Source organism: Paenibacillus sp. P13VS (genome assembly GCF_015143645.1).
GTDB lineage: Bacteria > Bacillota > Bacilli > Paenibacillales > Paenibacillaceae > Paenibacillus > Paenibacillus xylanilyticus_A.
The window spans coordinates 73,855-87,209 of record NZ_WYEV01000011.1 but is presented as its reverse complement, the minus strand read 5'-3'; the positions used below and the strand labels follow the sequence as shown (position 1 = coordinate 87,209).

Sequence of the window (13,355 nt, the reverse complement as noted above, 5' to 3'; positions counted from 1 at the left end):
GCCGCAGTGGTGTAGCATGTGTCTCCAGATATCATCCTGATTTTTGTGATATAGAGACACCTTCATCCGGGTAGGGCTACCCACTCGGCTTCTATCTTCAACTTTCCAAGATTCCCCCGTATTAGCGATGCTCTTTTCGATAGCGCAAAGGGGTGGTTCCGGTCACCTGCTTGAATGTTTTGTTGAAATGAGCCGTGTGCTCAAACCCGACCTTCTCCGCGATCAACTGCACCCGCTCCTGGGTGGACAATAGCCGCCGCTGCGCTTCCCGCACCCGCACGACCCGTAAATATTCACTGAAGCGAAAACCGGTAAATCGGCTGAACATCCGGCTCAGATAGGATGGGCTGATATAGAAACGGGCTGCCGCATCCTCCAGGGTAAGCGGTTCGTTGTAATGTCTGTTCACATAAGCGGCAACCTCGCCGATTTTATCCTGCATCGGGTGAATTGGGCCGGGTGACATCAGGCGACTATTCTCTTCTACCCGATAGATATGAATCAGAAGCTGAGCAAGCAGGCTTCGGACAACCATCTCATAGTGAGGGCGGCGCTCCTTGCATTCGCGCAGCATCTGCCATAGCATGCGTTCCATCTCTTGCTGCTCGGATTCGGGGAAGTGAAGCAGCCTTGATCGTTCGAAAGGGAGCAGACCGCACACACCGAGTTCCATCCCGGTGGCAAACGAAGGAGAGAAGCCGATAAGAATTCGTTCGAATCCGGGCTTGTTTCCTCTGGACGTTGTATGTACATCATGCGGATTAATGAGGATCAGATCACCTTTTCTCGCGGTCAGGAGCTGGCCGTTCATGGAATACACCCGTTCTCCTTCAAGCAGGTAATACAGCTCGTAAAATGGATGAGCGTGAGGCTGAGGCATGGCATTGCCTTCATGTCTGCGCATGTATTCAATGGTGAATGAATTTTCCCCAATGCGATATTTGGGTCCAATTCGATCCTCAATCATACTCATGATCAGGCTCCCTTCGACTTCGTCTGATTTACGTTTATATCCATATCATAACGGAAAATCCAGTTTGTTGTAAACGCTATCAAAAGTTTCGTTTAAATGGAATGCACGGGTTCCAAGGGTGACAAACGAACAGCGATGTTTTACAGTAGGGAGAGTGAGGCCAAACTCTGGAAGAGGGTCTCCAATATGATTTGGAAGGAAGGAAACAGGTTATGACGACACATGAATTATCGCCTCTGGTTGCTGCGCTGGATATGCAGCCCCACGTTGAAGGCGGTTGGTATAAGGAAGTATGGAAGGCTTCTTATCAAATCCCGCAATCCGTTCTGCCGGAAGCTTATTCGGGTCCAAGATTCTCCGCAAGCTCGACGTACTTCCTGCTGCACCCGCATGAAATTTCCGAGTGGCACACCGTTTTGTCCGATGAGCTGTGGTTGTGGCACAGCGGAAGTCCCATTGAATTGAAACTGGGCGGCAAAGGAGAAAACCCTGGGAATGAGGAAGTGCTTGTACTCGGCATGGATCTTGCTGCAGGGCAATCGCCGCAGGTACTTGTTCCAGCCGGAGTATGGCAAACGGCACGTCCGCTTGGCGACGAGCCTGTGCTGGTAACGTGTGTGGTTGCGCCAGGGTTCCACTATGATGATTTCAAGCTGGTTTCCAAAGGCTGATCGGTTACAGCGATTGAATGGCAAAATCCCGATTCGGATGCAGATGCATTCAAATCGGGATTTTTTGGTTTTTCTCTTATTCATGAAGCTTGTCTAAATGACTGAGCTTAAAAGTTAAAGTTATCCGGATCCGAACCAAAGCGTTTGTTTTCGTTCAGTCCATTAATCTGTTCAATCTCATCCGCAGTCAGTTCAAAATCATATAGATCAGCATTCTCTCGAATACGCTGTGGCGTAACGGATTTTGGTATGGTTACGATGCCGTTTTGAAGATCCCAGCGCAAAATGACCTGTGCGGGGGATTTGCCGTACTTCGCTGCAATATCCTGAAGAAGCGGGTGCTCCAGCAGATTCCCTTGGCCGAGTGGAGACCAGGCCTCAATCTGGATCTGGTGTTTACTGCAGTAGTCCCGGAGCTCCGATTGAATCAGCAGCGGGTGAAGCTCGACCTGATTCACAGCAGGTTTGATAGTGGCATCCGTCATCAGATCCTCCAGATGGTGAATCTGGAAGTTGCTTACGCCTATAGCGCGGATGCGTCCTTCCCGGTGCAGTTTCTCCAGTGCTCTCCACGTATCCTTGTATTTGCCCTTGACTGGCCAGTGAATCAAATAGAGGTCCAGGTATTCAAGTTCGAGTCGTTCCATGCTGGCTTCGAAGGCGGCCAATGTTGATTCATAGCCTTGGTCGCTGTTCCATACTTTGGTGGTAATGAACAGATCCTCGCGGGCAACTCCGGATTCACGAATACCTTGGGCTACACCGGTCTCGTTGTTGTAGGCTTTGGCTGTATCGATGCTGCGATAACCTGCCTGAATGGCCGTTTTGACGGCTTCAACCACTTCTTCTCCATCTTTCACTTTGAATACGCCAAAACCCAGCCAAGGCATTTTGACTCCGTTATAGAGTGTCGTTGTGTCCTGCACGTTTTTCATGATCCGAATTTCCTCCCCTATTCCTTCAATTGTCCCACTATGTAATTACCCTGCTGCAAGGCAGCCAATCGTATATGATAGGCCATCTTTCCTGATTATACTAAAAGCCCTTGGGAAAGGAAAAAGATAGGCAGCAATTTTACGGAAAATCAATCTCTTTTGCTCTTTTTTGGCAGCTGGAGGTTTGGTTTTGGTGCTTGCGGGTGATAAGATGAAGTATACGCGATGTGGAAGCGAAAATAATGAAAAGTAAAGTGCTAATTAACCGCTTTGGAATATTCACATTCGAAAAGAACGGAATATGCACGGAAGGGTCCAATTGGGATCAGTCGTGTGATTAATGATAAAGGAGCAAGAATGATGGCTAAACCTAAACAAACCAAAAAGGCAGCAGCCTGGTCACTCGTCGTAATGGGGGCAGGCTTTGCCGCTTCATTGCCGTTTCAGGGCAGTGTTGTAGGCAAGCTGCTGGTGGGTTCATTTGAAGCGGGATTGGTAGGGGGGCTTGCCGACTGGTTCGCTGTAACGGCATTGTTCCGACACCCGCTCGGCATTCCGATTCCGCATACGGCCTTGCTGCCGAAGAACCGGGATAAGATGACGGAGGGCCTTGTTTCTGCGGTGGAGAACAATCTGCTCAATAAAGACAGCATTACCGAGAAAATTGCCGGTTTCAAGGCAGCGGAAACGGTGCTCGACATCATGTCACGTGAACTTCACAATGATGGCGTCAAAACGATGATCGACACGATGTGCAAACGTATTCTGGCTGGGCTGCCGCTGGAGCAGATTGCGCCGCTGGTTGCGAGCGAGATCAAATCACAGGCCGGGGCTTTCGACCTTGGACCGATCCTGGAACGGGCGTCCATTCAACTGAGTGAACGTGGATATGACACGAAGGCACTGGACTACGGCTTGAAGCAGGCGGAAGAGTGGCTGGTGAAGCCGGAGACCATCACGTTTCTGGGTGAGAGCGGCATGAAAGCGATTAGTGGCATTCAAATGAATGGCCTTATGCAATTTGCCATGAATGCCTTCCTTGGCTATATGAACGAGGAGAAGCTTGGCAGCATCCTGCAGGGATATTTGTTTGACCAGGTAGAGGATATGAAGCGTGAGGGAAGTGCCCTCCGGTATAAGGTGTTAGGTCTGGTTCGAACTCAAGCGGTGCGTCTTGCCTTGAGCGAAAGTGTTCGCGGCGGATTGAACGGCTGGAAAGACAGCCTGCTGGACAGCTGGAACGCGGAAGAAACCGTGCTGAACAAGCTTACCGAACTGAGGGATAGAGCACTCACCGCTATGGAGGATGGAAAATATGTGGAGACGTATGCGCTCCCTGCCATTGAGCGGGTATTGTCCGATCTGCGCTCAGACGGTGCATTGCTGGATGGCATGAATGCCAAGATTGTCGAAGGCGTAACAACGCTGCTGGAGAAAAACCATTCCAAGATCGGTAATCTGGTCCGTGAAAATGTTGATAAAATGGATAATGCCTCATTAATCTCATTGATTGAGGACAAGGTAGGCCAGGATCTTCAATGGATTCGGATTAACGGTGCCGTGACCGGGTTCGTTATCGGTATTGCGCTGACTGCCCTGCGGATGGTACTGGAATAAGATTATAGGCTTAGTAAATTGGAGGGCTGCCCCTAATATGGGTAGCTCTCTTTTGCGTGTCTGCGCAAATACCGCAAAATTGTTGCAAAAATCAGGAAAATGGGTAATGTAACCCGAATCCTTTACTGGAACCATTTAGGAGGAAAGTTATATAAAAACGATGCCGTGAGCCGATGTAGGCATGTTGATTTTGTACTATGATGCAGTTAACAACATTAAATTGAATGAATGAAAATCAAAGAGAAGGTGATCATCGTGCGGTGGATACGCAAATTATCATGTTTATGCTTATTAACCATATTATCTGCTTGTATTCTGGGAGGGTGTCAAAACATGAAGGAAAGTGAAAAACAAGCCTATTTTACTGAGGCGGAGACAGAAGCAATAAAGTATTTTAAAGATAAGTTTGAGTTGAACGTCGTTATTACAAATAAGGAATTGCTACCTGAGATGGCGCTGGACTCCATCGCGCTGGAGGGACATGTGGCCGAGCATGAGGATCAGGAGTTTACGATCTCATATGATTATAACGAGAAAAAGATGAAAAATTTTGGCATGAGTCCTGCCATCAAGGAAGCGATTATAGCTAAAGGCTATGACCCTTATGAAAAATAGAAGTCCAATGATTCTTTTTGGAGGTGAAGCAGTGTGGGGGACGCGCAAAAAATTGATGATGAAACATATCGTTTAATGTCCGAACTGGCTTATGAAAATGCAAAAGCGGGCACGGAGTATGCGAATCTGCCTGGCTGGCAGGTTCTCGAAGATACGCATGGTAATTCCTACTCCGGATTCGATGCCGTGACATTTTATAACCCGGAAACCGAACAGGCTGTCATTGCTTATCGGGGCACAGAGGGAAGTGCCGGATGGGATCGAAAAGGCCGTGACTTTTACGCGGATGGACAGATTGCCATTCCGGAGCTGGGAAGGAAGATTGAGCAGAGCACGGACATCACACCCGATTGGTTATCTAGTGGAATCCAGAAAGTCAGGGATGTGACAGGTATAACCACCGTGGAGAATGCTGTGGGGGAACTGGATAAAAAGCTGGATAAGACATTCAGCATAGGTCCTAACCAAATGTATGAAGCCGAAGACTATGCCAAAGACATGCAGAATAAATACAAAAATTTGGATTTCTCATTGACGGGACATTCGCTCGGAGGAGGAAATGCACAATATGCGGCTGCATATACAGGGCTTCCGGCAGTTACGTTCAGTGCACCTTCCGTGATCTCAAGCCTCACGCCAGAGATGAAACGAAAGGCGGAGGAAGGTGGATTTGATGATCAGATTATTAACTATGGGCATCCAGGAGATTTTGTAGCAAGTGGTTTTTTCGGAGGGTATGATCGTCATGTTGGGTCCATGTATTACATCAATTCCAACTACAAAGACATGAATGACAGCATGAGTATGATGGATAAGATTAACAATACATTTGGCGGAAAGGAATACCATGACCTGAAACAATATCAGTTCGAGAATGGTTATATCTCCAATGATTTGTACGATCCGGTCACAGGTGAGAAGGTGGGATATTCTCCACGTCAGCCGTCGAATGCTTTGTTGGATCTCGCTGCCTTCATGCGAAATATAGGGGCGCAAGCAAGCAACTTGACCAGAAACATGGCTGCAATGGGGGCCGCTTCCGGTCTGATTCAGGTAACGCCGGAAGAACTGAAGAGCGTCGCTTCCCGTTGGAAGCAAAATGCACAGCAGTGCAACGCTGAGCTCAATCAGGTGCGCAGCCGCATGGCTCAATATCTGCATACCAGCCGCAGTCGCAGACTGGAACCTATTGTAACCCAGCTTGATGCGTCCATTAACGAATTAAGTACATGGCATATGAAGCATACGAGTCAATTCCTCGACTTCATTGATCAGAAGGCAGATGCCTTCCGCCAGGCGGATGAGAGTCCGGTTCATTTTAATTAAACACCGGAGCAGCCAGGAGATCGATAATGATATGTACATAAGGGGAGGGGATAAGCATGAGCGGACAATTGCTGGTGGAACTGAATGACCTTCGAATTGCGGAGAAGGAGCTTACACGGCTGCTGGCCCGCCTGCAGGCAGATGAGCAGGAAGCCAGAGCCCTGTATGCGCGGCTGAATGACTGGAAGGGTCAGTCGGCTGACTACACCAGGCAGCAGATTGAAGGATTCTTCGCAGGGCTGTCCAGTCGAATCCATTCAATAGAACAGCAGAAGCAGAGCTTGCTGCAATATATTGAGATCATGATTCAGACGGATCAGGAACGTTAATCGTAAACGTTGAAAACGAAGAATGGGAAATCTGATCTTACAAGAAAGAGCCTTGGCATATCTGCCAGGGCTCTTTTGTTACGCTCAACTATATTTAAAGACTGTGTATTATTTCTTTTTGCGGCGTGTGGCGAGTGCAATGCCCAGGAAGGACATAATCAGTGCCAGAATGGATACGATCAGTGTTGCCTGCTGCAGCTTCAATGTACCCGGATCTGAATCCGTATTATTCGGCTCACCTGTAACGGTATCGGTTAATGCATCGCCGAGCGTGGTATCATCGTCAGACTTGGTGTCGTCTGCGGCATTGTTATCTCCAGCGGCTGCTTCGTCATCGCTTGCATTGCCAGCTGTACCTGCACTGTCATGGCCACCTGCTGCGGCTTGATTGCCTGCAGCTGCAGGATCTTCACTAATAGTCGTAATGCTGTGAGGTGAGCTTTCGTTCGGCTGGCCTGTCCATTCTACGATACTGCCATCGCTATAGTATTGGAACGCGTCCCATGCTACTTCTGTTGCTGTATCCGGATTTTGCGCGACAAAGTTAAACTGCTGGAATTGTCCGGCGAGGATCCCCTCGTTATCTCCATCCACTTCCCAGGTAATCGATGTTACTTCGTTCGAGCTGTTTTTCTCCGTGGTGATTTTCCATCCAGCCAGTGGCTGATATTGCTTGAATGCTACACCTTCCGGAACCTTCATCGTGATCTTGGTTGTCGGCAGATCCTTCTCGGAAGGGATCTTAATCGTGTACGTCTGCCATGCTCCAGTCTGTGCAGCCGCCGGGCTGACAGTAACGTGAGCGCTCGCGAAGCCGGCGAACAGCATGAGCGCTGCAGCACCTGCCGCTATAGTGGATGTAAGTTTGGAAGTCCAGGATGTTCTTTTCAAAATAATTACCCCTCTCTTTTTCTAGAAAAATTATGGATTCGCTGTGTCGATCTCGAACTCGGTATCCAGTGAATCGAGGGATCGAGTCAACAGGTGAACCTTGATGCTCCAACGTCCAGGCATGGAGATATATTCTTCTGCTTGATACACGCCTGATTCGTTTTTTGGTATGGTGATTTCATAAATTCCCATATCCATATCCAGGTGGGTCAGCGTCAAGGTGATCTGCTCCAGATCATTTACTACGCTGCCGTCAGGTGCTTTTACAGCAACCTCGAACTGATTCTCACCAGTGACATTAGGGCTGACCTGGAGCATGATCGCTGAGCCATCCTCTGTCGTTTGTACTTCCTTGAAAGGACCAGCGGCTTCAGGCTGTCCGGGGGACAGATGGGTAAGCACAGCAGCCAGAGCCAGCACAACGGCACCTGTAGCGAGCTCTGCTTTAAGACTGCCTGCCAGTCGGCTATCCTTGCCCTGTCTGGCCGTTCGGGCATGACGCCATGCGAATGCGATCATCACCAGCAGCAGAACGATCTTCGCGAGCAGCACATAACCATAAGTGGTAGTGAACAGGGACGTCAGTACAGGTTCGGGTAAAATGACCAAACTGCTATAGATCCCTGTAGCAACCAGAGCGGCTACAGCACCAATGCCCCAAGCTGCAAACCGGCGGATAGCTCCCCAATACACCTCTCCTCGTACCTTCGGAGGAAGCTTGTCAGCCAGTGGAGGCAGACAAACCGCCATGGCCGTCAGGGCACCAATCCAGAATGCTGCTGCAATCAGGTGGATATAATCCATGGTTATGGCAAGTCCACGCAGGTCGGCTGCTGCAGGATGACCTGTCATAGCATGCGTGAGCAGCCATCCCAGTACAAGTACCAGTGAACCATAAGATGACCAGATGCGGATCTTCAATGAGCGATCCCGGTCATATCCAGACAGGATTGTGACTGCAAGCAGCATCAGAATGAGCATCTGTGCCATCCAAATGAGGCCAAACGACGTTAGCTTCAAGGCACTGCCCATCAGTGCCCAGCTGAATTCATGGATAGCTACCCCTGATTCGTAAATGGTGTTCAGCGGCAAACTGATGATTGCGGCAACAGAAGCTGCGGCATAGCTGATCCATAACAGCTTATAGCTGCCTGGCACCTCCATGGGCTCTCTTGCCATGGATGACGGAGCAATCCGGAAGAGCAGGAAGGCGAGCGTGCCCAGGATGACAGACAATGCAAGATATTGAATCCAATCGGTAAGCGACAGTATCCATTTGATTGGACCGCCCGTTTGACCAGTACCGGAGGTCAGATCGGCCAGACCTGCAGGGGCACCTGACGGTTCCCCGATATGAAATACATAGGCCCCTTGAATGGGATGGCCATCGGCCGACACGGCTTTCCAGCTGACGGCATAGGTACCATTGCCAAGTCCGCTGCGCAGCCCCGTTTCAAGCACGTGAGGAAGCTCGGCATCTATCTGCACGCTGCCGTCATCCGCTTGTGTGCCGTCAGGTGCAGTAATTTTAATATCATAGAAGGCCGTTTGCAGCGATTCATTAAATTCCAGTGTCAAGCGCTCTGGAGCAGTGGCTACCAGCTCGTCCTCCCCTGGCGAGGCCTGAACAATATAAGCATGGGCTGAAGCCCATTGCGGCATAACCAGACAACACATGAGCAGCAGGGAAAACATTACGGCCCAGTGCCGTTTATCCCATCTCATCGTAAAACGTCCTAAACTCAAAAAAACATCACCCTCAGGTTATAGAATTGTAGTTATTCTTCGGATGCCGATAACAATCTATACCATTATAACTTTGTCCAAAATAACGGCGTATGACTACATCGGGCTATAAAAAAACGATTATATTCCAAGAATTGTGACAAAAGCATGAATGCTAGCTACTTGCGCAGTTTTCGTCCGGCTAGGCCGGTTTCAAGTGCGTAGCGGGTCAGCTGAACACGATTTTCGAGCTGCAGCTTCTGCAAAATATTTTTGAGATGATTCTTCACCGTTTGATCGGAAATGCCGAGCTGGTCTGCTATTTCGCGGTTGGTATAACCGGCGGATACCCACTGCAGAATCTCTAACTCCCGCGTGGTAAGCGGGTTATCCGGCACATCTTCACTTCGAGGCGCGGGGAACTCCTGCAAAATCCGGTATGCCAGCTCCTTGCTGAGCGGTGCATCGTCCGAGACGATTGCGCGTAGATATTCCAGCCAGGTGGAGGGGGACAGGTTTTTGAGCAAATAACCCTGTGCACCCTGTTTCAGTGCTTCGAACAGATACGTTACATCGTCGGAGACCGTCACCATAACGATGATCACGTAAGGATAGCGGAGCTTGATCAGCCGGGTGGCCTCGAGACCATCCATATCGGGCATCTGCACGTCCATCAGAATAAGATCTGGCATCCACTGTTCGGTCAGTTCCAGTGCTTCCTGTCCATTTGATGCCGTACCAATGACTTCAAATAGGCTGTCTTCCGATAAAATACTGCATATCGCTTCGCGTGCATGGGCGTGGTCATCCACAATCAGTACACGTACATGTTCCATATTAAGCATCCCCCTTACCTATCGTCATTCGTGTTAGGCCCGGTTTGGAATCCAGGGAAAAGGACCAGCCCATCTGAATGGCACGTTCCTTCGTAATCCGCAGTCCATATCGGTCCTTAAGATGCAGTGGATCACCACTGACACCTACGCCGTTATCCTGAATGCGAACAGACCAGGAGAGAGAGTTGCCCTCCGCTTCCACTTGAACATGGGAGGCCTGCGCGTGTTTGCGTACGTTAATCAGAGCTTCCCGAATACAGGAGAGGAGCTCAACTTGTTCTTTTGGCGTAAAAAAATGACTGTCCAGTTCCCAATGAACCTGGGCTCCAGGTATCGTTTCCTGCGTTAAGGATTCGACCTGTCCTTGAAGTGAAACTCCCGTAGGCATGGCGGTATGGCTGGGCACATATCGCAGCTGGGCGATGGCCTGCCGGACATAGGCATTTACTTCGTGTACGGTCTTGCGGATTTCCTGAATTTCATGTTCGTGCCCGGTGCCGGCCATAGCACGCTCGGCTTTGTCAGTTTTGACAGACAAGAGAAAGAGGGATTGCGCAATTCCGTCGTGGAGCTCGCGAGCCAGCTGGTCCCTGGCCTCAAGGGCTGCCTTGGAGGCACGTTCCTGTTCCAGTGCAGCTCTTGCACCTTCCAACATCTTGAACAGACGGCTCAGCAGCGTTACGCTGACAAGGTATACGATTACGGGAGTGAGCCAATTCCCTGCATCCATGGAGAGGTAGGGCATTAAAAATTGATGACGTATGTATTCCCAGAGGCCAACGGTTAGTGTGGGAATCAGCAGGATCATCCACTTGATTTGTTTGTAGGACATGCATCCAGAACTCCTTTAATATCGACTCTTGGTACGAATCTATGCCCCATTATAACCCAACCTGTCTCATGCACCTAGTCTGTTGGTCTCGGAGGATGTATAGGTGGATACGGGAGTATATAGAAGGATATCTAAGAACGACATGTCGTGACAGAATGTCACGGAGTGTGAGGGTGCATGTATACGGGAGAGGGGAGCTGTGCCTGTTTTCCCTCAGGCGGAAGGTTCTTTATACTTATATAGAACGTGAATTCATGACAAACCATGTTAAGGAGTGAACGCAACAACATGAATCAAGAGGTATTGGAACGTCGTAGTGAGTTGCTCAAGAAGAATATTCATCAGATGCTTCTTCAAGACAATCAGCACGGAATCAGTCGCCAGGATAACATGTTTTTGCAGCAGATGATCAAAGAGCTGCATCAAACTTCACATGAGCTGAACACCACCCGTTAATTGGAATTGGTTCGTTAAGAACTGTTCTGAATTCCAAGATTGACCCAGTGATGAAAATGAAAATGGCGCTATCCCCAATGAACCGGGGGTAGCGCTTTGGCATTATATAGGGATATAGTGGTGGACAGCCTTACGTTATCGTGCGTTAGGATAACAGCTGCTGTGCTGTCTTCTTCTGAATGTAACGGATGAAAAGCTCCGCCAGCTCAGGATCGAATTGGGAGCCTGCACATGCCCGCAGTTCGTTGATCGCTTCATCCACCGTTTTGGTTTTCTGATAAGGTCGTTCGGTGGTCATCGCGTCGAATGAATCAATGACAGTCAGCATTCGGCACAAGCGGGGAATTTCACGGTCTCTTAAACCGTAGGGATATCCTTTGCCGTCAAACCGCTCATGATGCAATTCAATATACGGGATCAGATCGTTGAAACGTTCGTTGGTCATCACCATTTTTTTGCCCCAGGTGACATGTCCTTTAATCGTTTCCCATTCCTCTGCGGTAAGCTTTTCCTTTTTGTTCAGGATGGACCACGGAATCTCCAGTTTACCGATATCATGAATCAAGGCACCCAGTACAAACCGCCGTTTCTCCGCATTGTCGAGTTCCAGCAGCTCACTGAGATCCAGGGCGTATTTATATACTCTTTTGGAGTGTTTGAATGTGTCGATATCCTTGTACCTGAACAGGTTCAGCTGTTGCTCGATATCCCGCACATCCTGCACCAGGTCAATTTCATGTTCCATGCCGTCATTGCTGCCATGACGATGGACATTGTTTTTACCTTGTTTTTTGGCATAATAGAGCGCCTTGTCAGCTTGGTCCACAAGCTGTGATTTATTGTACATATCGACCTGGTATCTTGCGACCCCTGCGGAGAAGGAGAGACAGCCGTGCGGGAACACCTCGACTCCTTCAAAAGGAGTATCGTTCAGCTGCTTGCGCAGTTTGTTCATAAAGGTATAAGCCTCGTCGAGCTCCATGCCTGGCATGAGCAGTGTGAATTCTTCCCCGCCATAACGAAAAGCAGTGACTTGGGTACCCTCCGTCTTGCGGTTTAGAAATTCTCCTAGCAGAGCAAGCAGACTGTCACCCTGCAGGTGACCGAAGCGGTCATTATACTTTTTGAAATCATCAATATCGATTAGCCCCAAGGAGAGCGGGGTTCCTGCTGCACGGGCAGATGCCAGCTCATTTTCCAGCATGTTCTCGAAGTGGCTGTGGTTAAAGAGACCGGTTCGTTGATCGGTATTTGCCTTTTCTTCAATGCTCTGGTACATCAGGAACAGCTGTTTGAACGCGTGAGATAACAGAATGCTGAGACTCAAGTAGAGCAGCAAGCCCAGAATGCCGTTATGAATGACCAGTATCGTCAGCACTAACGCCAGAATCAGTGTACATAGATAGACGAGCAGCGACTCGGTCACGAACGCACGTTTCATCTGCTGGAGAGCATCCTTGGTGGAGAAATGAAAGAATAAGCCCAGCGTGATCGTATTAATGATAAAGTATGCGGCCAGTGCTGCAAAATAAGGAAACAGATTATACCCGTCCAGCGCTCCTGGAACACCGCCTGTCCAGGTAAATATGGAACCAGCTCCCGCAATCATAAGGCTGTAAATGCTGAAGTTAACAATGTGTTTCCACCAGGCAAGCTTGCGATCCTTGATTAATAAAATGAGGGAAACGGGCAGCAGCACAGACAGGCTGAACGCACCACCGAACATGAAGATACAGGCAAGATACACGGAAGAGTCCATGGATTGCTGATTACCCTTGGGTGGGATCTGAAAGGTGAAGTAATCCAGAATCAGCGCAGCACCCAGCATGGTGTACACCATAACCCATTCCCCAGTGGAGAGGTGCAGATAAGACAACTTGTTCATATACAGAAAAATACCGATGCCTGCACAGCACAGCAAAACAACATACATGCTGCTTCGGTCTGCTTTATGGATAAGATTACGAATAAAGTTCATACAAATTCTCCTGCTTGGTTTAGTCGGCTCTTGATGTATAGATATCGGTTCATACCATATAGATGTATAACATAACAAGTTACCTGGTAAAAATCCAGAAAGAAAAAACAGGCCGCTGGCAGCCTGTTTGTCTTGGTTGGCAAGTATGTACTAGCCGCCCAGCTTGTATCC

Annotated in this window: 13 protein-coding genes; 6 read left to right on the top strand and 7 right to left on the bottom strand. The window is 49.0% G+C overall.

Going from position 1 to position 13,355, the window contains the following annotated elements; translation table 11 throughout:
* Positions 1 to 121: 121 nt before the first annotated feature.
* Positions 122 to 973 (bottom strand): helix-turn-helix transcriptional regulator, encoded by an 852-nt coding sequence (locus GUA98_RS23435; RefSeq protein ID WP_193724559.1) that lies wholly within the window; start codon positions 971 to 973, stop codon positions 122 to 124.
* A 212-nt stretch (positions 974 to 1,185) separates the two neighbouring features.
* Between GUA98_RS23435 and GUA98_RS23430 the strand changes: the two genes are divergently transcribed.
* A complete protein-coding gene (locus GUA98_RS23430; RefSeq protein WP_095291624.1) occupies positions 1,186 to 1,644 on the top strand; it encodes a cupin domain-containing protein in 459 nt (152 codons plus the stop codon).
* Between the two features lie 107 nt (positions 1,645 to 1,751).
* Here the strand turns inward: GUA98_RS23430 and GUA98_RS23425 are convergent, their stop codons facing one another.
* Positions 1,752 to 2,579, bottom strand: coding sequence for an aldo/keto reductase (locus tag GUA98_RS23425; protein WP_227780028.1), 828 nt, complete (start codon positions 2,577 to 2,579; stop codon positions 1,752 to 1,754).
* A 360-nt stretch (positions 2,580 to 2,939) separates the two neighbouring features.
* On the opposite strand from GUA98_RS23425, the gene GUA98_RS23420 reads away from it, so the two are divergent.
* The 4 genes from GUA98_RS23420 (at position 2,940) to GUA98_RS23405 (ending at position 6,466) form a co-directional block, all read left to right on the top strand.
* Positions 2,940 to 4,196, top strand: coding sequence for a DUF445 domain-containing protein (locus GUA98_RS23420; RefSeq protein ID WP_193724558.1), 1,257 nt, complete (start codon positions 2,940 to 2,942; stop codon positions 4,194 to 4,196).
* 333 nt (positions 4,197 to 4,529) lie between these two features.
* On the top strand, positions 4,530 to 4,811 hold the full coding sequence (locus GUA98_RS23415) for a hypothetical protein (protein WP_153976644.1): 282 nt from the start codon (positions 4,530 to 4,532) through the stop codon (positions 4,809 to 4,811).
* Between the two features lie 33 nt (positions 4,812 to 4,844).
* Positions 4,845 to 6,137, top strand: coding sequence for a hypothetical protein (locus GUA98_RS23410; RefSeq protein ID WP_193724557.1), 1,293 nt, complete (start codon positions 4,845 to 4,847; stop codon positions 6,135 to 6,137).
* Positions 6,138 to 6,193: 56 nt separating this feature from the next.
* Positions 6,194 to 6,466: a hypothetical protein gene (locus GUA98_RS23405; RefSeq protein WP_153976645.1), complete on the top strand. Its 273-nt coding sequence runs from the start codon at positions 6,194 to 6,196 to the stop codon at positions 6,464 to 6,466.
* Between the two features lie 108 nt (positions 6,467 to 6,574).
* Here GUA98_RS23405 and GUA98_RS23400 read toward each other — a convergent pair whose 3' ends face one another.
* From GUA98_RS23400 to GUA98_RS23385, 4 genes are all read right to left on the bottom strand, one after another.
* Positions 6,575 to 7,357 (bottom strand): YcnI family protein, encoded by a 783-nt coding sequence (locus GUA98_RS23400; protein WP_227780026.1) that lies wholly within the window; start codon positions 7,355 to 7,357, stop codon positions 6,575 to 6,577.
* A 30-nt stretch (positions 7,358 to 7,387) separates the two neighbouring features.
* On the bottom strand, positions 7,388 to 9,082 hold the full coding sequence (locus GUA98_RS23395; RefSeq protein WP_193724556.1) for a copper resistance CopC/CopD family protein: 1,695 nt from the start codon (positions 9,080 to 9,082) through the stop codon (positions 7,388 to 7,390).
* 179 nt (positions 9,083 to 9,261) lie between these two features.
* Positions 9,262 to 9,918 (bottom strand): response regulator, encoded by a 657-nt coding sequence (locus GUA98_RS23390; RefSeq protein ID WP_193724555.1) that lies wholly within the window; start codon positions 9,916 to 9,918, stop codon positions 9,262 to 9,264.
* Position 9,919: 1 nt separating this feature from the next.
* Positions 9,920 to 10,750, bottom strand: coding sequence for a sensor histidine kinase (locus tag GUA98_RS23385; RefSeq protein ID WP_153976648.1), 831 nt, complete (start codon positions 10,748 to 10,750; stop codon positions 9,920 to 9,922).
* A 288-nt stretch (positions 10,751 to 11,038) separates the two neighbouring features.
* Between GUA98_RS23385 and GUA98_RS23380 the strand changes: the two genes are divergently transcribed.
* Positions 11,039 to 11,206 (top strand): hypothetical protein, encoded by a 168-nt coding sequence (locus tag GUA98_RS23380; RefSeq protein ID WP_167301679.1) that lies wholly within the window; start codon positions 11,039 to 11,041, stop codon positions 11,204 to 11,206.
* 145 nt (positions 11,207 to 11,351) lie between these two features.
* Here the strand turns inward: GUA98_RS23380 and GUA98_RS23375 are convergent, their stop codons facing one another.
* A complete protein-coding gene (locus tag GUA98_RS23375) occupies positions 11,352 to 13,184 on the bottom strand; it encodes a diguanylate cyclase (RefSeq protein ID WP_193724554.1) in 1,833 nt (610 codons plus the stop codon).
* Positions 13,185 to 13,355 lie beyond the last annotated feature (171 nt).

Bases quoted from the DNA above. Each gene is read 5' to 3' on its own strand.
- GUA98_RS23390 (WP_193724555.1), bottom strand. From the start codon at position 9,918: ATGGAACATGTACGTGTACTGATTGTGGATGACCACGCCCATGCACGC.
- GUA98_RS23385 (WP_153976648.1), bottom strand. From the start codon at position 10,750: ATGTCCTACAAACAAATCAAGTGGATGATCCTGCTGATTCCCACACTA.
- GUA98_RS23430 (WP_095291624.1), top strand. From the start codon at position 1,186: ATGACGACACATGAATTATCGCCTCTGGTTGCTGCGCTGGATATGCAG.
- GUA98_RS23420 (WP_193724558.1), top strand. From the start codon at position 2,940: ATGGCTAAACCTAAACAAACCAAAAAGGCAGCAGCCTGGTCACTCGTC.
- GUA98_RS23405 (WP_153976645.1), top strand. From the start codon at position 6,194: ATGAGCGGACAATTGCTGGTGGAACTGAATGACCTTCGAATTGCGGAG.
- GUA98_RS23415 (WP_153976644.1), top strand. From the start codon at position 4,530: ATGAAGGAAAGTGAAAAACAAGCCTATTTTACTGAGGCGGAGACAGAA.
- GUA98_RS23425 (WP_227780028.1), bottom strand. From the start codon at position 2,579: ATGAAAAACGTGCAGGACACAACGACACTCTATAACGGAGTCAAAATG.
- GUA98_RS23375 (WP_193724554.1), bottom strand. From the start codon at position 13,184: ATGAACTTTATTCGTAATCTTATCCATAAAGCAGACCGAAGCAGCATG.
- GUA98_RS23380 (WP_167301679.1), top strand. From the start codon at position 11,039: ATGAATCAAGAGGTATTGGAACGTCGTAGTGAGTTGCTCAAGAAGAAT.
- GUA98_RS23435 (WP_193724559.1), bottom strand. From the start codon at position 973: ATGAGTATGATTGAGGATCGAATTGGACCCAAATATCGCATTGGGGAA.
- GUA98_RS23395 (WP_193724556.1), bottom strand. From the start codon at position 9,082: ATGAGATGGGATAAACGGCACTGGGCCGTAATGTTTTCCCTGCTGCTC.